At 55.7% G+C, this 21,740-nt stretch carries 19 protein-coding genes; 11 read left to right on the top strand and 8 right to left on the bottom strand.

Going from position 1 to position 21,740, the window contains the following annotated elements:
- Positions 1-94: 94 nt before the first annotated feature.
- The 4 genes from mpl to ACNKH6_RS09645 form a co-directional block, all read right to left on the bottom strand.
- Positions 95-1,552: a UDP-N-acetylmuramate:L-alanyl-gamma-D-glutamyl-meso-diaminopimelate ligase gene (gene mpl / locus ACNKH6_RS09660; RefSeq protein WP_417915350.1), complete on the bottom strand. Its 1,458-nt coding sequence runs from the start codon at positions 1,550-1,552 to the stop codon at positions 95-97.
- Positions 1,549-1,722, bottom strand: coding sequence for a hypothetical protein (locus tag ACNKH6_RS09655; protein WP_417915349.1), 174 nt, complete (start codon positions 1,720-1,722; stop codon positions 1,549-1,551). The genes mpl and ACNKH6_RS09655 overlap by 4 nt, the downstream gene beginning before the upstream one ends.
- A gap of 127 nt (positions 1,723-1,849) precedes the next feature.
- Positions 1,850-2,869: a potassium channel family protein gene (locus ACNKH6_RS09650; protein ID WP_417915348.1), complete on the bottom strand. Its 1,020-nt coding sequence runs from the start codon at positions 2,867-2,869 to the stop codon at positions 1,850-1,852.
- A 9-nt stretch (positions 2,870-2,878) separates the two neighbouring features.
- Positions 2,879-4,885, bottom strand: a complete 2,007-nt coding sequence (locus tag ACNKH6_RS09645) for a ribonuclease catalytic domain-containing protein (RefSeq protein ID WP_417915347.1) — start codon at positions 4,883-4,885, stop codon at positions 2,879-2,881.
- An 88-nt stretch (positions 4,886-4,973) separates the two neighbouring features.
- On the opposite strand from ACNKH6_RS09645, the gene ACNKH6_RS09640 reads away from it, so the two are divergent.
- Complete coding sequence (locus tag ACNKH6_RS09640) at positions 4,974-5,333, top strand: type II secretion system F family protein (protein WP_417915346.1); 360 nt, start codon at positions 4,974-4,976, stop codon at positions 5,331-5,333.
- A 15-nt stretch (positions 5,334-5,348) separates the two neighbouring features.
- Positions 5,349-5,870 carry a pilin gene (locus tag ACNKH6_RS09635; protein ID WP_417915345.1) on the top strand — a complete coding sequence of 174 codons (522 nt, stop codon included), beginning with the start codon at positions 5,349-5,351 and terminating at the stop codon, positions 5,868-5,870.
- Positions 5,871-5,954: 84 nt separating this feature from the next.
- On the opposite strand, the gene ACNKH6_RS09630 is transcribed toward ACNKH6_RS09635, so the two are convergent.
- The 4 genes from ACNKH6_RS09630 to glmS form a co-directional block, all read right to left on the bottom strand.
- A complete protein-coding gene (locus tag ACNKH6_RS09630; RefSeq protein ID WP_417915344.1) occupies positions 5,955-6,158 on the bottom strand; it encodes a hypothetical protein in 204 nt (67 codons plus the stop codon).
- A 46-nt stretch (positions 6,159-6,204) separates the two neighbouring features.
- Positions 6,205-7,299, bottom strand: coding sequence for a hypothetical protein (locus ACNKH6_RS09625; protein ID WP_417915343.1), 1,095 nt, complete (start codon positions 7,297-7,299; stop codon positions 6,205-6,207).
- Positions 7,300-7,435: 136 nt separating this feature from the next.
- Complete coding sequence (locus ACNKH6_RS09620; RefSeq protein WP_417915342.1) at positions 7,436-8,053, bottom strand: hypothetical protein; 618 nt, start codon at positions 8,051-8,053, stop codon at positions 7,436-7,438.
- A 93-nt stretch (positions 8,054-8,146) separates the two neighbouring features.
- Complete coding sequence (gene glmS / locus ACNKH6_RS09615) at positions 8,147-9,985, bottom strand: glutamine--fructose-6-phosphate transaminase (isomerizing) (RefSeq protein ID WP_417915517.1); 1,839 nt, start codon at positions 9,983-9,985, stop codon at positions 8,147-8,149.
- 252 nt (positions 9,986-10,237) lie between these two features.
- Here glmS and ACNKH6_RS09610 point away from each other — a divergent pair, with 252 nt between their 5' ends.
- From ACNKH6_RS09610 to ACNKH6_RS09570, 9 genes are all read left to right on the top strand, one after another.
- Positions 10,238-11,722 (top strand): glycosyltransferase family 2 protein, encoded by a 1,485-nt coding sequence (locus ACNKH6_RS09610; RefSeq protein ID WP_417915341.1) that lies wholly within the window; start codon positions 10,238-10,240, stop codon positions 11,720-11,722.
- Complete coding sequence (locus ACNKH6_RS09605) at positions 11,719-13,947, top strand: hypothetical protein (RefSeq protein WP_417915340.1); 2,229 nt, start codon at positions 11,719-11,721, stop codon at positions 13,945-13,947. Before ACNKH6_RS09610 ends, ACNKH6_RS09605 begins: the two co-directional genes overlap by 4 nt.
- The gene (locus ACNKH6_RS09600; RefSeq protein ID WP_417915339.1) at positions 13,947-14,402 is read left to right on the top strand and encodes a phosphatidylglycerophosphatase A; all 456 of its coding nucleotides are present in this window, start codon (positions 13,947-13,949) and stop codon (positions 14,400-14,402) included. Before ACNKH6_RS09605 ends, ACNKH6_RS09600 begins: the two co-directional genes overlap by 1 nt.
- 8 nt (positions 14,403-14,410) lie before the next feature.
- Positions 14,411-16,312 (top strand): bifunctional homocysteine S-methyltransferase/methylenetetrahydrofolate reductase, encoded by a 1,902-nt coding sequence (locus tag ACNKH6_RS09595; protein WP_417915338.1) that lies wholly within the window; start codon positions 14,411-14,413, stop codon positions 16,310-16,312.
- A gap of 13 nt (positions 16,313-16,325) precedes the next feature.
- Positions 16,326-16,514, top strand: coding sequence for a tautomerase family protein (locus ACNKH6_RS09590; RefSeq protein WP_417915337.1), 189 nt, complete (start codon positions 16,326-16,328; stop codon positions 16,512-16,514).
- A gap of 1 nt (position 16,515) precedes the next feature.
- The gene (ligA, locus tag ACNKH6_RS09585; protein ID WP_417915516.1) at positions 16,516-18,540 is read left to right on the top strand and encodes an NAD-dependent DNA ligase LigA; all 2,025 of its coding nucleotides are present in this window, start codon (positions 16,516-16,518) and stop codon (positions 18,538-18,540) included.
- 13 nt (positions 18,541-18,553) lie between these two features.
- On the top strand, positions 18,554-19,606 hold the full coding sequence (locus ACNKH6_RS09580; RefSeq protein WP_417915336.1) for an NAD(P)-dependent alcohol dehydrogenase: 1,053 nt from the start codon (positions 18,554-18,556) through the stop codon (positions 19,604-19,606).
- Between the two features lie 121 nt (positions 19,607-19,727).
- Positions 19,728-20,051 carry a thioredoxin family protein gene (locus ACNKH6_RS09575; protein ID WP_417915335.1) on the top strand — a complete coding sequence of 108 codons (324 nt, stop codon included), beginning with the start codon at positions 19,728-19,730 and terminating at the stop codon, positions 20,049-20,051.
- Positions 20,052-20,102: 51 nt separating this feature from the next.
- Positions 20,103-21,524: an NAD(P)-dependent oxidoreductase gene (locus tag ACNKH6_RS09570; RefSeq protein WP_417915334.1), complete on the top strand. Its 1,422-nt coding sequence runs from the start codon at positions 20,103-20,105 to the stop codon at positions 21,522-21,524.
- Positions 21,525-21,740 lie beyond the last annotated feature (216 nt).

The following is a 21,740-nucleotide window of genomic DNA, read 5'->3' as shown; positions in this document are numbered from 1 at the left end:
GCGCACCTGCGTTGTTTGTGGTGTAAGGGCGGTTCGCGAACCGCCCTTACGGTTGGCCATTGCATTGTTCATGAGCAGCCCGACTTACCTCCTGTTACAAGCAGATGGCCTTCAAATTCTCCAGCAGCCGCACATGAATATTGTCAAAGCCGCCATTGGAAAGGATGGCGATGACATCGCCTGATTTCGCCTGCGCCAGCAGAAAAGCAAGAATGGCATCGGTGTCGGGGAAATATTCCGCCGGAATGTCTTGCGCATTCAGGGCCGCCGCAAGCTGCCGAGAAGAGAAGCTGTCGCCCGGCGCGGCGTGGTCAAGCGGCATGATCTCGCGCACAACCACCATCTCCGCGCCAGCGAAGGCGGTTTCGTAGTCCTGTTGAAATACCGCCCGGCGGCTGGTGTTGGTGCGCGGCTCAAACACCACCAGCAGGCGGCGTTCCGGCCAGGCCAGCCGCAATGCGCTGATGGTTTCGCGCACTGCTGTGGGATGATGAGCAAAATCATCCACCACTGTGATGCCGTTGACCTCGCCGCGCACCTGCTGCCGCCGCTTCACGCCCTCGAACGAAGCCAGCCCGTGCCGGATTTCCTCCACGCTCAGGCCGACATGTTCCAGCAGGGCGATCACGGCCAAGGCGTTGAGGGCGTTGTGCTTGCCGGGCATGGGCAGCGCGAATTCACCGAACAATTTGCCGTCCTTGTGCGCAGCAAAAATTGAGCCAAGCCCCTTGGCAGCAAAATCTGCCAGCCGCCAGCGGCAGTTTGCGCCTGTGCCATAGCCAATGATTTGGCCGGAACAGAGCGCGGCAGTCTCCGCGACAATCGGATCATCCATGCAGGCCACCAATGCGCCTTCCTTTGGAATCAGGCGGACAAACTGACTGAACGATGCCCGGATTTGGTCGAGATCGGCGAATATGTCAGCGTGATCAAACTCTATTGAAGTAACGATGGCGTAATGCGGGCGGTAGTGCAGAAACTTCGAGACTTTGTTGAAAAAGGCGGTGTCGTATTCGTCGCCTTCTATAACAAAGTGCTCGCCATTGCCGATGCGGTAGTTGCTGCCGAATGCCTCAACAATTCCGCCGATAAAAAAGCCCGGCGAGCGGTCGGCGCGATGCAACGCGGTGGCTAATAGCGAGGACGTGGTTGTTTTTCCGTGCGTTCCGGCCACCACCATCGGCCTGATGCCGCTGCGGAGAAAAAAATGCCCCAGAGCCTGCGGCATAGAGAGGTAGGGAATGCGCAGCTCGGCGAGCCGCTGCGCCTCTGGGTAAATAGCCCGGATGACGTTGCCGACGATAACCAAGTCCGGGCGCGGCTCCAAATTTTCCGGCCTGTAGCCCTGCATGACCGCGATGCCCGCTTGCGCGAGAAAATCTGACATCGGCGGATAAACGTTCTGATCCGAGCCGCTGACGATGTAACCGTTTTCCTTGAGCATCCCGGCCATCGCCGCCATCGCCGTGCCGCAGATGCCCATCAGATGGATGTGCCGGATCTGCTCCGGCGCACGGTTGAGCTGCGGATCAAGCTGCGCTGCCGTCGTCATTTGTTCAACTCCTCCGCCGATTGTTTGACGGTGTTGAAGACCAGCCTGTAGTGCTCCTCGAAGTTTGCCGGAGTCACTTTGCCGATTTCGATGAATTTAACCATGATCTCTTTGACCGTTTTCAGCACCGCCTCGTCAGTCACGGGCCGGACAAATTTCTGCTCAGACATGTTCTCTCGCCGGATAGAAAAGAAAAAACCACCGCCGCCCGGAAGAAGGCCAGTTCAGTTCGGGCGGCGGCTGTCTCACGCAGGAAAAACCCTTGAAGGCACTTCCTCGGAGAATCTTATGATTTTGTTACAGCGTCTCGGCCAATGCCGTGATGTGGCTGCTTTCTCCCAGCACGATCAGAATATCACCTGCCATAATCTTGGTTTCTGAGCCAGGATTGAAGATCATGGGCAGCTCTGCTCGTTTAATCGCCACGACAATGATGCCATATTTTTTTCTGACCCCAGTTTCGATCAGTGTTTTGCCGACGCAGTGCGCCTGCGCTCCCACCAGCAGTTCTTCCATGCGCAGCCCCAAGTCGCCAGCCTGCATGGCTAAATCAACAAAATCCACCACTGTAGGCCGAACGATGAGCTGGGCCATGCGGCGTGCGCCAATGGAATAGGGTGAAATCACCCGGCTGGCTCCTGCCCGTTCGAGCTTTTTGGCCGCGCCGGGCAGGCCGCTGGAGCGGGCAAGGATGAACAGATTCGGATTGAGGCCGCGTGCGGTCAGGGTGATATAGACATTTCTTTCATCGGATGAGACTGCTGTGACCAATCCTTTTGCCTGCTTGATGCCAGCAGCAAGCAGGATGTCATCATCGGAGGCATCGCCTTTCAGTTCGGCGTAACTAAGGCGGTCAAGTTGCTCGATCACTGCCTCGTCGCTTTCAATCACGACAAAAGGCCGGTTATTTTCTTTGAGCAGCGAGCAAATTTCTTGGCCGATTCTGCCGAAACCGCAGACGATATAATGATTATGCAGTTTTGTTATTTTTTTCTGCATTTTTCTTTTTGCCACAATGTGCCGCAGACCGCCTTCGACCATCGTCTCGGTGATCTGGCTGAACAGATACATCACATAGCCAACACCAGAGAAAATCAGCAGAATGGTGAAGAGGCGGCCTCCAATGGTGACTGGGGCGATGTCGCCGTAGCCGACGGTGGTGATAGTGATCGCGGTCAGATAGAGACCATCGAGAAAACTCATTCCCTCCAGCAGCTCGTAGCCAAGCGGTCCGATGACGAGAAGCAGGAGCAACGGCGCGATGGGAAAAAGATATTTGCGAATTTTCTCCACAAACCATCTGACCAGCCGCCGCATCGCTGGCTGCTACCACTCCAACCGCAGGGTGTTCTCCAGCGCGTCCACTTTGGCGATGCGGACGTTGACCTCGTCGCCCGGCTCGGCCCGCAAGGAAGGATGCGGCGGCAGCTCAATATCAAAAAGGCAGTCTAAAAGCAGGGCGTTGATGCGCTGCGGCCCGTTGCTGACCACCAGCGCGGGCAGGCTTTTGCCGATCTGATCCTCCAGCCAGCGCAGGATCCAGTAGCGGTGCCGCTGCTGGCGCACCTTGTTGGCGCGGGAGAGCTTGTCCTGAATGATCCCGGCGAATTTCCGGCATTCATCGAGCGGGAAGAGAATGCCTTTGCCGCTGATCAGGCTGGAGATTTGCAGCTGCACCACCGTGTCTAAAACCCGGCGGATGGGCGAGGTGACCGTAGTGTAGCAGTTGAGGCCAAGGCCGGAATGCGGCTTCGGATTGGCGGTCAGCTCGCCGCGAGCAAGGAAACGCCGCTGGCAGGCGATGTCGGCCAAGCTGTTCTGCACACCGGAGATCAGCCGTTTTTTGGGCGGCGGCTGGGAGCGGAACAGGCCCGGCGCCTCATGAGCGGCGAGATAGTCAGCGGCGATGCCGTTGGCGAGTATCATGCACTCGGAAACAATGCTGCGGGCGGGCGTGTCCGACGGCGTGAGGCCGACCATCACTTTGCCTTCTTCCAGATAAATATTCACATCCGGCAGCGAGAGCAGCAGCGCGCCGCGCTCGGCCCGCCGCTGCCGCAGCTGGAGCTGGAGGCGGTTGAGCAGGCGCAGGGCTTTGTCCTCCTCCACCATTCGGTCGGCTTCGCTGTAGGTGAGCTGGCGTTTGACCTGAATGACGCTGAGAACGATTTTGCTGCTGAGAATTTCCCCGTCCGGCGACATTTTCACCAAGAAGCTGACTGCTGGCCGCACGCGGTCTTTAATCAGGCTGAACACGCCCTGCGACAGCTCTTTGGGCATCATCGGCACCTGATTTTCCGGGAAATAGAGCGAGGTCGCCCGCTCCAAGCTCTCGGCGAAAAGCGGGTCTTTCGGGCTGATAAAATAGGCCACGTCCGAGACATGCACGCCGACGAGCAGGCTGCCGTCCTCCTGCGGCTCGACATGCAGCGCGTCGTCGTAGTCGCGGGTGGAGGAGCCGTCAATGGTGAAAATGTCCAGCTCGCGGAAATCTTTGCGCTTTGGATCAGCCAGCAGTTCCTCCGCGCTCGGCTCGGCAATGGCGGCGGCCCGCTCCAGCAGCTCCGGGGCGAAATCCACCGGCTGCCCGGCTTGGAGCAGGGCAATATTTTCATCCTTCTGCCAGATTCCGGCTTGCACCAGCAGGCGGAAAGGATCGTCAGGCCGGTGCAGCCCGGCGTTTTTCAAAAGCTGGCGGATTAAATCAAGGTCGCAGTCCGCCGCTTCGCTGCCGAAAAGGGCATAATCCGCCAGCCAGCCAAGAATTTTGCCGCGCTCCGGCCATTCCTCTGCGCTGATCTGCCTGCCTTCCATGATTGCGGCCAAATTGGCGGCCCCGGTTTTGAGCAAATCCTCCTTCTCCTGCTCGCGCTGCCGCTGAAGGCGGAGCTGCTCGACCTGCTCCGGGCTGTGGACGCTGACCAGGTCGTTTTTATATTTGAAGAAAAGCCGGTCTTCAAACACCGCCCGCAGAAAGGCGGCGGACTGGTCGTCGTTCAAGCTGCCGCCGAAGAAGAGGCCCGCGAGAAAATCCGGCGGAAAGGCGTTCTGCTCCTCCGCGCTGGCCAATTCCCAGATTTCTTCCAGCGGAATCGAGCCAGTGAGGACGGCGCGGTTCTCGGCCATGCTTTTCAGCACAGCCATACGGTCCTCGCGGCTGCCGTCCACATGATGCCGGGCTTTGGACACGGTCAGCACCCGCGAGGCAGGCAGGACGATTTCCTTGCCGTTCTGGTTGAAAAGCCGCAGTCTGCCGTTGCTGTCTTGCAGAACAAGGGCGCAGAGGAAACGGCCTCCGTCTATATATTCAACGATGCTTCCCGGAGAAGTCATGACAAGGTGCGAGCAGAAGTTGGCGAGCAGGCGCTCAGGGCAATAAGAGGGAAATATACCGGCAGCCCGGCAAAAAGACAAAACGTTTGTGCAGGGCGCGAGAAGGCGAACTGCGGAATCCGCAAAAAACAGCCAGAGATGGCGGGATGCGGCGGACTCGGTCAGCAATTCGCATCTGGCAGACCTGTCCGCGCTTCAGGCGCAGATGAGGAACAGCGGCCTGTTCCCGGAAATGCTGCTGCAAGCGGCTGGAACTGCCGCATCCCAGGAAGAGATTGGGAATGCAATGGGCGATGCGGCGGCGTTCTACGGCACTGACATCGGCAATGCCGCCGCAAAGAAAATGGCCATGCTGGAAATCTTGGCCTTGGTTGTTCTCGGCGTGCTGGTCGGCGCGATTGTCATCAGCATGTACCTGCCGATTTTCTCGCTGGCCAAAAATATATAACGTTGAGGATGCGCCATGAACAAGACAGCACGATTCAGCAAGTTTCTTGCCAAAAAAAGCGGCGATCAGGGTTTCACGCTGATTGAACTGATGATTGTCATAGCCATCATGGGAATTCTCTCCACCATCGCCATCCCTTCCTATCAAGACCGGGTGATCAGGGCGCAGATGGAAGAGGCGTTCAATATGGCGGAGTTTGCCAAGAAGGGTGTTGAGGAGTATTACAAGACCACGCAGAAGCTGCCGGCAAGCAACACTGAAGCAGGTTTGCCGCCAAAGGAGAAGATTGTCGGCAATTATGTCGCAGGACTTGAGATCGCCCAAGGCGGCGTGATCAATATCAGCTTAGGCAATCGGGGGAACAAGAACATCAATGGCAAGACAGTCAGTCTTCGGCCTGCTGTTGTCGCCGATGCTCCTGCCGTGCCTATTGCATGGGTCAGCGGCTATGCTTCAGTACCCAAAGGCATGACCGTGCAGGGCGAGAATAAAACTGATGTCATGCTTCGGCATCTGCCGATGCACTGCCGCTATTAGTTAGCGGCAGATGCGATGGCGGGTTAACCCGGTAATATCTACGTTGAAAAGCAGAACCCTCATTATAAGAGCAAGAAACGCAGCTTATTCCACCGTCACGCTCTTGGCCAGATTGCGCGGCTGATCCACGTCGCAGCCACGGCGGCAGGCGATTTCATAGGCCAAAAGCTGGGCCGGGATGGTGTAGAGCAGCGGATTCAGCTCCTCATGCACTTTGGGCAGATACAGAACATCGTCAGTCAGAGCGGCAAGATGCGTGTCGTCTTCGCTGCCGATCAATCTTTTCACCTTTATTTTCTCGTTATTGCGGATTGTTGTCATTCTTTTTGTCGTTCTAGCCAAGAAGTCTTCCGGTAGGTATGATTCTTGAACGAACCGCATTGATTTCATCTTTAACATACTGTAGTTGCCTAGGTAAACTAGAACTCATATAACTTTTCCTACACGCTCCGTACAAACGTGCAACTGCGCCAGCTGCTATCTGCGCACAGTCTATCTCCTCTGCTGTTAAGTTGCGCCCATTTTTCATTTGTTTGTTTATTCTTTTCAAGAATAAGGCCAGATAGGCTGCCTGCATAGTTGCAAGCGTGATATTGCGCTGGTAATGACTTATATATTGAATTGACTTGCGTTCAGATGAAGATCGATGTTGGTGAAAATATTCAGGCAACCAAATAGAACGGCCACTACGGTAGGCATAGAGCACATCGTATTTTTGATTCCCTTTTGTAGGCAGCAAAGCATCTTCTATCTTAGAAATTTTAGCAGTCTTCCATCTTTTATTGAATGTAGAGATGGCATGTAAAAACTCATGTAAGTTTTTGTCCATATTTTGCTTTTCAGTCAATTTGGCATTATCCGCATCCACTATGGCGGTGATTGTATATGGGTCTAAATGTTCATATAGTTCACCTCGATTTTTACCCGATAAATAATTTAATATTTCTAAGCTAATATCATTTAAATTAGATCGAGTGATTCTTTTTGACCATTGATAGTACCCATATCTTAATTTTATTAAGAAATCAGCAACTTCCTCAAGGAGGAGGCCATCATTTGCTTGCCAACGCAGAGTGATTATGCAAGCCACGCCATGAGGATAAGCAAATCCCTCACCATAGACAAATAGCTTTCCATTTATCTCGTCATTATTCATGGAGATGATTTTCCCTATATCCTTCGCCCTCAGCGGCACTAAACAGTGAGCAGCTTTCGTGGAATTGACTGCACAATTCTTTTTACCATCAAGATATTTTTCCCAGAAACTAACCCTATTTTTTTCTGACCACGGGGCAGACCATTCACCGCTACTGCTATCTGTATTGTCAAATTCATGCTGGTAGGTAACGTTTTTTTCAAGCATCCCGCCTTGCCTGAATAAGGAAACCCAAATTAACGAACAACGAAATTCTTTTACCTTCACCTTCATTTTTATTGCCTCCTTCGAAGGGAAATGTTATGCTGGATTTTATCCACCTAAGACCTCTGTAGAGGCGCACCCTAAAGGGTGTAAAGACACTTGAGCACCTAAGGGGTGCTCTTTTTTTTCATACCGACAACAGATGTTAATCGTAATTCTGAACGATGGGCTTCAGAAAGGTCGGTAAATGCTTCACGTTTGAGCTATCCGTACAAATTGGTGTTCCGCGTTGATACCAATTTACTGCAATTTTTTTATCCTTAATAGCCTGTTTGACTGCTTTAAGCAACCTACCTGCGTTATCATTATTATTATTCAAATAATCTCTGAAAGTAGCATCGCTTTCTGTAGATAACCATTTATACTCGATCATTGGCGCAATCCATATTTGGTCACCTTTTTCTCGATAAATAAAATATTGGGCAGAATCATTATCCAGCTTCACTTGTGCCATTGAAGCGCATGAGCACCTTGCTTTACATAAAGCCTGTAGAGGCGTATCTTCTTTCTGCGGCTCAAAATAACGGCACATAATGATAGGTTGAACGGTTACGATAATAACAATTATGGCAAGCAGTAACGCACCTAACCATAGGTAATCTGGAGCTATTAACTTTAGCGAGCCAACAACTGCTACTATTAAGCCAATCAGGGGTTCAATAAATTTCAGCGTTGAAACCGCTGGAATATTTTCAAGTATATTTGTCATTTCAGGTAGTAACGATTCTTTGAGCGTTTTTTTATCCGCATAGATTATAAGCACAAAACATCTTGTATATCCTTACCCAACAATAAAAGTCAACACATTTTTCTTAATGCCGCTGTGTTTTCGCCAGCATCACAGCGGCATGTTCTCTCACTCCACCGTCACACTCTTCGCCAGATTGCGCGGCTGATCAACATCGCAGCCCCGGCGGCAGGCGATTTCATAAGCCAAGAGCTGGGCCGGGATGGTGTAGAGCAGCGGGTTCAGCTCCTCATGCACCTTGGGAAGATAGAGCACATCCGCAGTCAGGGCGGCAAGGTGCGTGTCTCCTTCGCTGCCGATCAGCAGCAGGCGGCCTTGCCGCGCCCTGATCTCCTCGACATTGGAAATGGTTTTGTGATAGACCGCGTCCTGCGGCACAATGGCCAGCACCGGCATGTCCTTGTCAATCAAGGCAATCGGGCCGTGCTTCAGCTCGCCCGCAGCGTAGCCTTCGGCGTGGATGTAGGAAATTTCCTTCAGTTTGAGCGCGCCTTCCAAGGCAATGGGGAAATTCAGGCCGCGCCCGACAAAGAGAAAGTCCCGCGCATCGTAATACCGCTCCAGCAGTGCCTGAATCTGCTGCTGCACCGCAGGCAGCACCGCGTTGATCACCGGCGGCAGGCTGATCAGCGCGGCTCCCAGCTCCTTGATTTCCTCCGGCGAGGCCGTGCCGCGCACCTTGGCTAAATGCAGCGTGAGCAGGAACAGGGCTGAAAGCTGACAGGTGAAGGCCTTGGTTGAGGCCACGCCGATTTCCGGCCCGGCATGGGTGTAGATGATGCCGTCCGCCTCGCGGGTCATGGTCGAGCCGACCACGTTGCAGATGGTCAGCACCTTGGAGCCGAGCGAAGCGGCGCGGCGCGTTCCGGCCAAAGTGTCAGCGGTTTCGCCGGACTGAGAAATGGCCACAGTCAGGACTCGCTCGTTGAGCAGCAGGCGGCGGTAGCGAAATTCTGAAGCGATATCCACATCAACCGAAACACCCGCCCATTTTTCCAGCCAGTATTTGGCTACTAAGGCCGCGTGCCAGGACGTGCCGCAGGCAACCAAGGCGATGCGCTCAATCTTGCGCAGATCGTCATCGCTGAGGCCGATTTCCGGCAGATTGAGGCTGCCGCTTTCCGGGTCTATTCTGCCGCTGATGGTATTCAGTATTGCCTGCGGTTGCTCGAATATCTCCTTGAGCATGAAATGCCGGTAGCCGCCTTTCTCAGCCATTGCCGCATTCCAGTCAATGGTGCGGATTTCTTTTTCAATCCGCTCACCGCTCTCAATGCTGATGATGGAATACGCGCCCTTGTCCAAGATAGCCAGCTCGTGGTCATCCAAAAAAATCACTTTGCGGGTGTAGGGCAGCAGGGCAGGGATGTCGGAAGCAATATGACAGGCATCGTCGCTCAGGCCCATGACCAGCGGGCTTTGGTTGCGGGCGGCCACCAAACGGCCTGGCTCTTTAGCCCAAATCACGCCAAGCGCGTATGAGCCTTCCACCCGCGCCAAGGCCTTGCGCACCGCCGCGACCAAGTCGTTCTCCAGATATTTCTCAATCAGATGGGCGAGCACCTCGGTGTCGGTCTGCGAGGAGAAAACGTGTCCCTCTGCCAGCAGCTCCTGCTTGAGACTGCCGTAGTTTTCGATAATGCCGTTGTGCACCACAACCAGCTCGCCGGTGCAGTCGGTGTGCGGATGGGCGTTGATTTCGGTCGGCGCGCCGTGCGTGGCCCAGCGGGTGTGGCCAAGGCCGGTGTGCGTGTCCGCGCCGATCTGCTCTTCCACCGCTTTTTCCAAGTTGATCAGCTTGCCTGCCGCCCGGAAGCGCACCAGCCTGCCGTCCTGCTGGCAAACCAATCCGGCAGAATCATAGCCCCGGTATTCCAAACGGCGCAAACCTTCGAGCAGCACCGGAATCACCTTCCTGCTGCCAGTGTAGCCGACTATTCCGCACATGATGAACTCCTCGTTAATCGCATAGTTGCCGCGCCGCAGCGGACGCGAAAGATGACAGGCCGCTTCAGCCGGGACTTTTCCGGCAGATGCGGGCATAGTAGCATATATCCCTTGTGAAAAACACTGCAAAGTGGTTATGATTCTGCAAGGAGGGAGGAGAAGAATGCCGCAGCATCGGCGGCGAAACCTTTCTGTGTATCCAATTTGATTTAACGGAATAAAACGATACGTTATCAGCCAATGAATTAAATCATGACCAATATCAAAGGAAAACTGCTCATCTTTATCGTCGCATATCATGCAGAAAGAACAATTGAGCAGGTCGTCAGCCGCATTCCTCTTGCATTAGCGCAAGACTATGACGTTGAGGTGCTGATTATTGATGATTCTTCAGGGGACGAGACCTTTCTGCGTGGCGAGTTGATGCGGCGCGGGCAAAAAATCCCCTTCAAAATGACGGTGCTGTTCAATCCGGTCAATCAAGGCTACGGCGGCAATCAAAAAATTGGCTATCATTATGCGGTGGAAAATGGCTTTGACTGGGTTGCGCTGGTGCATGGTGACGGCCAATATGCGCCAGAGTGCCTGCCGCAGCTTGTTGATGTGCTGGCCAACGGCCAAGCGGAAGCGGTGTTCGGTTCGCGGATGCTGGCAAAAGGCGGTGCGCTCAAAGGTGGAATGCCGCTGTACAAATATATCGGCAATAAAATACTAACCACCTATCAGAACACCCTGCTGGGAACGAACCTCAGCGAATTTCACAGCGGCTACCGACTCTATGCGGTGAAAGCATTGGCGGCAGTTCCCTTTGAACTGAATTCCAATGATTTTCATTTTGACACCGAAATCATTATCCAGTTCGTCAATGCGGAGTTCCGCATCAAAGAATTGCCAATACCAACCTTCTACGGCGATGAAGTCTGTCGTGTCAATGGAATGGCCTATGCGTGGAATGTCTCAATGACCACCTTGCAGGCCAGATTACAGCGGTATTATATCTTTTATGATAGAAAATTTGACTGTTCGGCCCGCAAGCGGAGAGAGAAAAGCAGATATGACATCCGTTTTGTTGACCAACAGCTTGCAAACCAAGTGCGCAACGGTTCCACCGTGCTGATTATCGGTGCTGCGAGAGAGCCGCTGCTCCGGGATATGGAGAAGAAAGAATGCCGGATCATCAGCTATAAAGACGAGGACTGCCTTGTTGAGAGTCAAATTCTGGCCGGGGCTGATTATATCGTGCTGACCGACACCAAATTTCTTGGTCACTATCCTGAACAGTTGCTTGCTAAACTGCGGAATTTCAGCATTGAAGCACCTGACATCACCCTGCTGCTGCCAGTCGGCAATGTTGCCTTCGCTTGGATTCGCTTGATGCTCCTTTGCGGCAGATTCGGCTATGCCCGGCGCGGCATCCTCAATACGTGGCATCAGCGGCTCTTTACCAAGCATTCCTTGCAACAGCTTTTTCTTCAGAATGGCTTCACGGTATTGCAACTGACTGGGGTGCCAGTTCCGTATGAGCTGATTTGCTCCAGCGCAAAAACTGCCAGCGTGTTCCGTGCCGTACATCTGGTGCTGATTGCGCTCTGGAAAAATTTGTTCAGTTATCAATTTGTGGTGATGGCTAAACCTCAGCCGACGCTGCAGCATCTTCTGAAACGAGCAAAACAAGCCGCAGCGGAAAAACAAGCCGCGCATGACAGCTCGTTCAATTCAAACAGCACACGCTCATGAACAGCGGATTTTTTTCTTTCTGCAAGCAACGAAGAGCCTTCTTTGAGCTTGCCGCCTTTTCTGTGCTTTTAGCTTTGGCAATTCTCTTGGCCGTCAAGCCGTGGCGAGGGTATTTTTTCGACGGGCTACCAGCAAATCACTGGGATCCGCAGCTCATGGACACATGGATGGCGTGGAATGCCCACAATATCCTGCGTGGTCGTTTTCTTCTGCCGGATTACCACATCAATTTTTTCTATCCGCACTCGTATGTGCTGGCATTCAGCGAGCTGCTCTGGCCGCAGTCGTTTGTCTATGCTGCGGCGTATACTATAACAGGCAATCATTTTTTCTGCTTCAACACCTGCATGCTCTTTTTTTGGACGCTGTCTGGTGTGCTGCTGTATATCCTGCTCCGCTCGCTTGAAATATCACGAACTGTCAGCGCGCTGGGTGGTTTCATCTACTGCCTCATGCCGTTCAGGATGCCGTATTATCTTGAATTCAACATGCAGTTAGTGTTCATCTTTCCGCTGCTGCTCTTGGCATCGCTGCGCTGGCTTAAAAAAACGTCGTGGCAGAACAGCCTCTGGTTCTGTTGCTGCTATTTTCTTGCCGCCACATCCTGCATCTATTACACGCTCATGGCCAGCATAATGCTGGCTTTTGTCTTTCTTGTTTTTTTTGCGAACAACAAGGATTTGCTTAAAAAGAAAGAGACGTATTTTTCTTTCCTGCTGCTCCTTGCTGGCTGCGTGGCTGTCACGGCTGTTTACCTGCACCCCTATGCGCTGCTGCGCTTTAAAGGCGGCTATCAACGCTCGATGTCTGATTATCTGCAATACTTTTCCCAGCCAATGCAGTATGCAGATACACGCTGGTCCGTGTTTCTCAAATGGCTGAAACTGCCACTGCCGAGCTTTGCCGAAACCCATCTTTTTCCCGGTGCTGTGCTCTGTCTGCTGACACTTGTCTTCCTTATCCATGACAGTGTGCAGTTTTGCAGAAATTATAAGGCGGCGCCGAAAATCGGCAGATGGATCGCCGCTGCCAAGACCGTGCTCTGGCTGTTCTTTTGGGCGGTCATCCTGATCAATACCTTCTGGGAGAAAGAGCAGTGGCTCGTGCCCGTTGAGCCGTACCTTTATCATGTCGCTTTTGCACTGATTGGCCTGCACGTTGCCGGGCTGTTCTTTCTGGCTGAAAAAGAACGCAGTTCGGCCAAACTGCTGGCAGCCCTTTCCGCCGCCGCCGTGCTCTGCTTTTTCATCAGCTGCGGGCCGTTTATCAGCACTGGCCCGGATGAACATGTCCTCCAGCTGGCACGCGGTGTTTTTGCTGATTTGCTGCAATGGAATCCGCTGTTTGGAGCTGTCCGGGTGCTGACACGCTTTTCGATAGTCATTCTGACCTATCTGGTTATTGCTGGCTGTTATACGTTCAATCACCTTGCTCTTCGGCAGCGGAAGATTCTTTGGCTGGTGCCGCTATTGCTTTTCCTATTGGGTTATGAGGCGAGAAATATGGAGTCCTATAAATTCACGCGGGACTTTCCTAATCCGGCTAAGTCCCATGTTCTTCACACAGCCTACAGTCTGCCGGGAAAAAATGTGTTTCTTCAGCTTCCCGTAGGAATGCGCACCGTTGACTCCAATGTGGTCATGACCACTATCGGCAATTTTTCGCTGATCATTGACGGCTTATCAGGCTTTATCCCAGATTTCTACGGCAGACTGTTTCGTTGGGAGGAGAGCCAATGGAACGTGGATAAGATGCTGGCTTGGGCACATGATGTCTGGCCAACACCATATCTGATTATTGACCGGCCAACTACTTTTTTTCTTGAAGCAGGATGGCATAAGCAATTCCCGTGGAAGGAGATTGAAAAATATGGCGAGCTGATTGAGGAGGATGATGTCTATTCGCTCTATCGTCCCAAGCAGGATGTTTCCAGCGCGGAACGGATTATCCGCTATGTCCGCACGGACTTGCTTCAAGCGAACCGCGTGCTGACCTTCAAGGCTCGTCATGCTGACACATTGCCCTGCTCCATTTCTGTGTCGCTCAATCAGCATCCGGTCTCGGCAAAAATTCCTTTAACGGGAACAGCGGAAACATGGCAGGAATATAAAATTCCTCTGCCGCCAGACGACATGGGCAATGTGAAGGGCGAAGAAGTGGAAATCCGGCTCTCCTCGGCAGGGCATTGGCAGGTTAAGGATGTTGATTTCAGGGCTGTTCCATAATGGACAAGCTGTTTCTCTTTATCGCCACCGGCGCAGGCAGCGGGCGGCTGCCCAAAGCACCCGGCACATGGGGTTCTCTGCTTGGCGTGCTCCTTTGGCTGCTGCTGCGCCGCCTTGATTTTTCCGCCTACGCGGCGGCAGTTGCTGTCCTGTTTGTGCTTGGCGTTGCTGCCGCAGGCGCGGCGGAAAAAATTCTTGATCAGGGCGACCCCGGCATGGTGGTGATTGACGAGATAGTCGGCCAGCTCATCGCCTTGGCGTTGGCCCCTAATCTGCTGACCGCCGGTGCCGGGTTTGTCCTGTTCCGCTTCTTTGACATCCTCAAGCCCTTTCCGGTCGGCTGGCTGGATCGGCGCATTCACGGCGGACTGGGCATCATGCTCGATGACGCAGCAGCGGGTCTGATGGCTTTTGCTGTGCTCCACGCTGTTCTGCGTTTGGCCGGAATTTTTTGACTGCGACTATGAAACCTGATTTTCTCAGCTATATCCAAGATCATGTAGTGCTGGGCGACGGTGCGCTCGGCTCCTATCTGTTTGAACAGGGCGTGGAGCGGGGCCGCAATCTTGACCTGCTCAACCTGCAAGCCCCGGAAATCGTGCTGGCCGCGCATGAGGAATACATCCGGGCAGGCAGTCAGCTCATTGAAACCAACACCTTCGGCGCGAACCGCTTCAAATTGCGCGAGGCCGGAGCAGGCGAGCAGGCGCGGGAAATCAGCCGTCTTGGCGCGGAGATTGCGGGCAAAGCGGCAGGGAAGCGGATTTATGTCGCTGGCTCAATCGGGCCGAGCGGGATCAGCTTTCCCGTGCATGAGGACAACATCAGCTCGGAGGAGATCAGCGCGAGTTTCCGCGAGCAGGCGGCAGGCTTGGCTGAAGGCGGGGCTGACCTTTTGCTTTTAGAGACATTTTCCAGCTTGGAAGAAATCCTTGTGGCGATTGCGGCGGCCCGCAGCGCGGCCCCGCAGCTGCCGGTGGTGGCGCAGATGGTCTTTCCGGCCAAAGGGCTGACTGTGCTGGGCGAGGATGCTCTGTTCTGCGGGCAACAGATGCGGGCTGCCGGAGCCGCTTTGGTCGGCACCAACTGCGGGCGAGGGACAGATGCCGCTGTGCAGGCCATTGCCCGCATGTCGCCGTTGGCAGGGGAGGGCGTGCCGCTCTCCGCCTTCCCCAACGCCGGAATGCCGGAGCTGCTCGGCGGGCGGATGATCTATCCGGCACAGCCGGGCTACATGGCGCTGCGGGCGAAGGAAATGCTCCGCAGCGGCGTGCATCTGATCGGCGGCTGCTGCGGCACCACACCTGCGCATATCCGCGAGTTCCGGGCCACGCTGCGAATCAAACCGGTGCGGGTCAGCCGCAGCAGCGTAGAAATCATACAGGAACTGGCTGAACCGACGGCGGCACCAGCAACGCGGGGCGGCTTTCTCGATTCCCTTCAACCAGGCCGTCTGCCGATCATCGTCGAGCTGGATCCGCCCGCCCATTTGGATGCGGAGCCGGTGCTGCGCGGGGCCGCCGAATTGGCTGAAGCTGGAGCGGATGCCATTTCGTTAGGAGAAAATCCGCTGGCCGTGCTGCGGGCGGGCAACCTGAGCATGGCCGCCCTGATCCGTCAGCGCACCGGCATTCAGACCATCCTCCATCAGACCGGCAGAGATATCAACGCGCTTGGCTTGCAGTCGCGGATGATGGACGCGCATCTGCTCGGCATTGAGGCGGTGCTGGCCATTTCCGGCGACTCCGCCGCAGGCAGCGACCAGCCGGGCGTGAGCGGGGTTTTTGATCTGCGCTCCTATGGGTTGCTCGCCATGCTGGAAGGCCTGAACCGAGGCTTGAGCATGGCCGGGCAGCCGCTCCGGCAGCGGACCAATTTTTCCATCGGCGCGGCCTACAGCTTCCGCCCGGATGACCCGGAAACGCAGCTCCGGCGTTTGGAAAAAAAAGCGGAGCTGGGGGCGCGGTTCGCCATGACCCAGCCGCTTTTTTCCGCTGAAACGGTGGAGCAGATGCTGGAGCATGTCCGGCATCTTGATCTGCTGATTTTTCCGGGCATTTTTCCGCTGATTTCTTTGCGCAATGCCGAGTTCCTGCATAATGAAGTACCGGGCATTTCAGTGCCGCAGGAACTGCGCCGCCGCCTTGCTCAGTTTGAGCAGGTTGCTGATCAGCGCAAGGCAGCCTTGGAATACACTGCTGAGATGATTGCGCAAATTGCCCCGCTGATTGACGGGCTGTACCTGATCAGTCCGCTCAATAAATGGGAAATCGCGCTGGACTTTGTCCGTCAGGCCCGGCAAGCTGGCTGGCAGGGAAACGGCAGGATCAACACATTCACCGCACACAATACCACAAGCATCTGAAAGGAGAAACGCTATGCCCTACGTGAGCATCCGGGTTGCCGGAACACTGACCAGAACGCAGAAGAAGAACATCGCCAGAGGCGTGACCGACGTGCTTGTCCGCGAGACCGGCAAGCCGGAGGATTCCATCCTTATCTTCATCGACGAGGAGCAGCGCGAGAACATCGCTTCCGGCGGCAGGCTGCTGGATGAGCCGAACTGAGATGAGGCGGCAGCAGGCGGAACAGCGGCTGGCGGCCTTGCGGACGGAGCTGCACGAACATGCGCACCGTTATTACGTGCTTGATGCGCCCATCATCAGCGACGCGGAATATGACCGTCTTTTCCGCGAGCTGCTGGATTTGGAGGCGCAGTTTCCGGAGCTGGTCACGTCGGACTCGCCCAGCCAGCGCGTGGGCGGCGAGCCGCTGCCCGCCTTTGCCGAGGCGGCGCACGCGTTGCCAATGCTCAGTTTGGACAACATCTTCGCTGCTGAGGAGCTGGCGGATTTTGAGGAACGCGTCCGGCGGCGGATGCAATCTTCGGTTCAGCTGACTTGGACAGCGGAGCCGAAGATTGACGGTCTGGCCGTGGAGCTGATCTACGAGAACGGTCTCTTCGTCGAGGGTTCAACACGCGGCAACGGCTTGGTCGGCGAGAACATCACTGCCAATCTGCGCACGGTGCGCAACATTCCCCTGCGCCTACATGGTGCGGAAGTGCCAGAACGGCTGGCCGTCCGGGGCGAGGTCTATCTGTCAAAAAAGGATTTTGCCGAATTGAACCGCCAGCGGGCCGAGCAGGGCGAGCCGCTCTTCGCCAATCCGCGCAATGCCGCCGCCGGTTCGCTGCGCCAGCTTGATCCAAAAATCACCGCCGCCAGACCGCTCAGTTTCTTCGTTTATGGGGTGGCCGATCCTGCCGCCCTGCCCTGTTCCAGCTTGACCGAGCTGTTTCCTCATCTGCGCTCGCTCGGCTTCCCGGTCAATCCGCTGATCAAATTCTGCCGCAGTCTGGCCGAGGCCGAGGAGCACTACCATCATCTTCAGCAAATCCGCCACGAGCTGGATTACGAAATCGACGGCATGGTGATCAAGGCCGCCAGCTTTGCCGCGCAGGAGGAGCTGGGCAGCACGGCCCGCGCCCCGCGCTGGGCTGTCGCATGGAAGTTCCCGGCGGAAGAGGCTGAAGCGGTGATGAGCGGAGTGGAATTTCAGCTTGGCCGGACAGGCGCGGTCACGCCGGTGGCGGTGCTGGAGCCGGTGCGCATCGGCGGAGTGGTCGTGCGGCGGGCCGCCCTGCACAATCAGGATGAAATCCGGCGCAAGGGCCTGATGATCGGCGACACGGTGTTGGTGCGGCGGGCAGGCGATGTCATCCCGGAAGTGCTCAGGCCGCTGACCGAGCGGCGCACAGGGCAGGAGCAGGCGATTGTTTTCCCAACGGAATGCCCGGCCTGCAATAATGCTCTGCATCGGCCTGAAGGCGAAGCCGTGACCCGCTGCCGCAATCCGCACTGCCCGGCGCAGCGGCTTCAGCGCATCATCTGGTTTGCCGGGAAATCAGGACTGGATATTGAAGGCTTAGGGCCGAAGAACGTGGAGAAGCTGGCCGAGGCCGGGCTGATTGCGGACATCCCTGACATTTTCCGTTTGGACAAGGAACGGCTGGCTGCCCTCGATGGCTGGGGCGAAAAATCTGCTGAGAAGCTGCTGGCTGCGGTTGAGCAGGCCAAGCAGACCACACTGGCCAAGCTCCTTGCCGCGCTGGGGATTCGTCACGTCGGCGAGACCACGGCGGAGCTGCTGGCGGCGCGGTTCGTTGATATAAACAAGCTGATGCAGGCGGGCGAAGAGCAGCTTTTGGCTGTGGACGGCATCGGCGGGCAGACAGCGGCGGCTCTGCGGGAATACTTCGCCGACCCTGCTAACCGCGAGCTGATCGCCCGCCTGCTGGAACTGGGCTTGACAGTGCAGGCGGCGGAGAAAACGGCAAGCGGCGGCCCGCTTGCAGGCATGGTCTTTCTCTTCACCGGCACCCTCGCCAGCATGAGCCGCGCTGAGGCGGAAGAGCGTGTGCGGCAGCTTGGCGGTGCCACAGCCAGCAGCATCAGCAAAAAAGTGACGCATCTGGTCGCCGGAGAAAAGGCGGGCAGCAAGCTGAAGAAAGCTGCGGAGCTGGGGATTGCGGCACTGAATGAATTGGAATTTCTTCGGCTGCTTGAAACAGCCGCACCAGACAAAAAATAAACAGGAGAAAACCATGAAGGTGCTTGGCTATGCAGCGCATTCTGCACAGGATTCTTTATCCCCGCATCGTTTTGAACGTCGCGAGCCGCGCCCGGATGATGTGCTCATTCAAATTCTTTACTGCGGGGTTTGCCACTCTGATTTGCATCAGGTGCGCAACGACTGGGGCGGCAGCATGTATCCCATCGTGCCCGGCCATGAAATTATTGGCCGGGTGATCAGCGTCGGCCCGGAGGTTGTCAAATTCAAAGCGGGCGATCATGTGGGCGTTGGCTGCATGGTTGATTCCTGCCAATGCTGCTCCGCCTGCGAGCAAGGACTGGAGCAGTATTGCGCAGCCTATCCCACCTTCACCTACAATTCAATTGACCGGCGCGATCAGATGCCTACCTACGGCGGCTATTCGGAAAAAATTGTCGTCTCTGATAAATTTGTGGTCAAGGTGCCGGACGGCTTGGATTTGCAAGGGGCGGCTCCGCTGCTCTGCGCGGGCATCACGACCTGGTCGCCGCTGCGGCATTGGAAGGTGGGCAAGGGCAGCCGGATTGCGGTCATTGGTCTGGGCGGCCTTGGTCATATGGCCCTGAAGCTGGCCAAGGCATTAGGCGCAGAGGTGACGCTCTTCACCCGTTCACCCGGCAAGGAGGCGGACGCACGCCGTCTTGGCGCGGATGCGGTTGTTCTGTCCACAGACGCAGCGCAGATGGCCGCAGTCACCAGACAGTTCGAGCTGATTATTGACACAGTGCCGTATGCGCACGATCTTAATCCGTATCTGCCCGCACTTGCGGTGAATGGCACGCTGGTGCTGGTGGGCTATCTCGGCGGACTGGAACCTTTCCTGCACAGCGTGCCGCTGATCATGGGGCGCAAAGCTGTGGCCGGTTCGGTCATCGGCGGCATTGCCGAGACGCAGGAACTGCTGGATTTCTGCGGTGCGCATGGCATCACCTCGGATATTGAGCTGATCAAGATACAGGATATCAACGAAGCCTATGAACGGATGCTGAAGAGCGATGTGAAATACCGTTTCGTGATTGACATGGCATCGTTGCATATAGCTTGAACAGCAGTGCTTGACCGAATTCTCCATTTTCAACTTGCTGGCAGGACGCTAATCGTTCTGCCGGCAACACAATGCCCTCATGAAAATAAACAAACTAATTATTTTAGCATCTTTTCTGATAGTGCTTCTTCACGGCTGCGGCCCTGAGACGGACATTCCAGCCAATGCGGACTACGGCAAAGGAGATGATGTCAAACTGATTAAATTTTACGCCGACTGGTGCGGCCCTTGCCAAGCCATGAAGCCTGAATACGAGAAGGTGAAGAAGCTCTATCCGCATGTTGAATTTTACGAGGTGGATTGGGACAAGAACCGCAGAAAGGCGGCTGAGTTTGGCATCAACGGTGTTCCCCATGTCATCAAACTGACGAATAAAAATAAAGTCAAGAGTCATTCTGGCTATATGAGCAGAAATGACTTGGTGCGCTTCATAGAAAATGATTAGCGGGGGCTTTGCCCTTACTTTTACCTTTTTGAACTAATTTAGGAGCTGCCAATGAACACCAAAGAACGGCTGGCCATTCCCCGCCAGCACCCCAAGGAGCTTGCGCCAGCGGAGCGGATCAAGGGATTTGCGGAAGTGACCGCAGGCTACGATGAGGCAACCGCTTTGCTGGAGGCCAACCGCTGTCTGCAATGCAAGAAGCCCGCCTGCGTGCAGGGCTGCCCGATCCGCAACGACATCCCCGGCTTCATCGGCCTGCTGCGGGAGAAAAAATTTGAAGAGGCCTACTGGAAGGTGCGTGAGACCAGCACCATGCCTTCGGTCTGCTCCCGCGTCTGCCCGCACGAGTTTCAGTGCGAGGGCAGCTGCGTGCGCGGCAAAAGCGGCGAGCCGGTGGCCATCGGAATGCTGGAGCGCTACCTGACCGACTGGATGGTGGCCAACCGCAAATCAATGAACCAAGCCTGCGGCCTGCCCAACGGACGCAAGGCGGCCATTGTCGGCTCCGGCCCGGCAGGCATCACCGCCGCGTATCTGCTTGCGCATCAGGGCTACAAATGCACGATCTACGAGGCCTTGCCGGTCTTTGGTGGGATGCTCTCAGTCGGCATTCCGCACTACCGCCTGCCCCGCGACATCATCGGCGCGGAGCTGGCCTCGCTGAAAAGCTGCGGCGTGGAGATCAAGCTCGGCGTGACCATCGGCAAGGATAAAACGCTGAACGAGCTGCGTGAGGAAGGCTGCGGCGCGGTCTTCATCGCCACCGGCGCACATTCCGGCAAACGGCTCGGTATTGAGGGCGAGCAGGGCACCAAGGGCGTGCTGCACGGCGTGGACTATCTGCGCCGGGTGCTCACCGGCGAGGAAATGAACATCGGCAGAAAAGTTGTGGTCGTCGGCGGCGGCAACGTGGCCATTGACGTGGCCCGCACCGCTCTGCGCACCGGCTCGGATCAGGTTTTCATCCTTTACCGCCGCACGCGCGAGGAAATGCCCGCCTCCAAAGAGGAAATCCGGCATCTGGAGGAGGAGGGCGTGCGGATTGAATTTCTGGCCGCGCCGGTCAAAATTCACGCCGATGCCAGCGGCAAGCTGACCGGCTTGGAGTGCGTCCGCATGGGCTTGGGCGAGCCGGACGCTTCAGGCCGCCGCCGTCCTGTGGAGCAGGCAGGCTCGAATTTCATCATCGAGGCGGACGCGGTCATTCCTGCCATCAGCCAGACTGTTCAGCACGAGGCCGACGCAGGTGCGGATTTGCAGCTCGAATCTTGGGGCACTTACAAGGTCAATCCCCGCACCCTGCAAACCACCGTGCCGTGGATCTTCGCGGGCGGCGACGACGTGCTCGGCCCGCAGACCGCCGCCAAGGCCGTCTATCAGGGCAAGGTGGCGGCGGAGTCCATGCAGCGGTACATGGAGGGCCTTGACCTTGAGGAGGGCCGCCAGCTCTCCTGCTACATGGTGACGTGGTAGATTTTTCCTATTCCCCCGGTTCTGCCGGGGGATGACAGCAACTCTTGCCGTTGCGGAGAAAAATGAAGTGAACCGAACAGTCCTGGCCTTTATGAGCTAGGGCCTGTTAACACTATTTGATTGCAATCACGATCAGGGCGAAAACGACAAACCCGATGAACATGACATCCAGTTTATCAAACCGGGTGATAATACGGCGGAATCCCTTCAGCCTCC

This window comes from Candidatus Electronema sp. JM, from assembly GCF_048287415.1.
Lineage (GTDB): Bacteria > Desulfobacterota > Desulfobulbia > Desulfobulbales > Desulfobulbaceae > Electronema.
The sequence above is the reverse complement of the archived record's forward strand: the minus strand, read 5'-3'. Positions and strand labels throughout refer to the sequence as shown.

Bases quoted from the DNA above. Each gene is read 5' to 3' on its own strand.
- mpl (WP_417915350.1), bottom strand. From the start codon at position 1,552: ATGACGACGGCAGCGCAGCTTGATCCGCAGCTCAACCGTGCGCCGGAG.
- ACNKH6_RS09655 (WP_417915349.1), bottom strand. From the start codon at position 1,722: ATGTCTGAGCAGAAATTTGTCCGGCCCGTGACTGACGAGGCGGTGCTG.
- ACNKH6_RS09650 (WP_417915348.1), bottom strand. From the start codon at position 2,869: ATGCGGCGGCTGGTCAGATGGTTTGTGGAGAAAATTCGCAAATATCTT.
- ACNKH6_RS09645 (WP_417915347.1), bottom strand. From the start codon at position 4,885: ATGACTTCTCCGGGAAGCATCGTTGAATATATAGACGGAGGCCGTTTC.
- ACNKH6_RS09635 (WP_417915345.1), top strand. From the start codon at position 5,349: ATGAACAAGACAGCACGATTCAGCAAGTTTCTTGCCAAAAAAAGCGGC.
- ACNKH6_RS09625 (WP_417915343.1), bottom strand. From the start codon at position 7,299: ATGAAGGTGAAGGTAAAAGAATTTCGTTGTTCGTTAATTTGGGTTTCC.
- glmS (WP_417915517.1), bottom strand. From the start codon at position 9,985: ATGTGCGGAATAGTCGGCTACACTGGCAGCAGGAAGGTGATTCCGGTG.
- ACNKH6_RS09610 (WP_417915341.1), top strand. From the start codon at position 10,238: ATGACCAATATCAAAGGAAAACTGCTCATCTTTATCGTCGCATATCAT.
- ACNKH6_RS09605 (WP_417915340.1), top strand. From the start codon at position 11,719: ATGAACAGCGGATTTTTTTCTTTCTGCAAGCAACGAAGAGCCTTCTTT.
- ACNKH6_RS09600 (WP_417915339.1), top strand. From the start codon at position 13,947: ATGGACAAGCTGTTTCTCTTTATCGCCACCGGCGCAGGCAGCGGGCGG.
- ACNKH6_RS09595 (WP_417915338.1), top strand. From the start codon at position 14,411: ATGAAACCTGATTTTCTCAGCTATATCCAAGATCATGTAGTGCTGGGC.
- ACNKH6_RS09590 (WP_417915337.1), top strand. From the start codon at position 16,326: ATGCCCTACGTGAGCATCCGGGTTGCCGGAACACTGACCAGAACGCAG.
- ligA (WP_417915516.1), top strand. From the start codon at position 16,516: ATGAGGCGGCAGCAGGCGGAACAGCGGCTGGCGGCCTTGCGGACGGAG.
- ACNKH6_RS09580 (WP_417915336.1), top strand. From the start codon at position 18,554: ATGAAGGTGCTTGGCTATGCAGCGCATTCTGCACAGGATTCTTTATCC.
- ACNKH6_RS09570 (WP_417915334.1), top strand. From the start codon at position 20,103: ATGAACACCAAAGAACGGCTGGCCATTCCCCGCCAGCACCCCAAGGAG.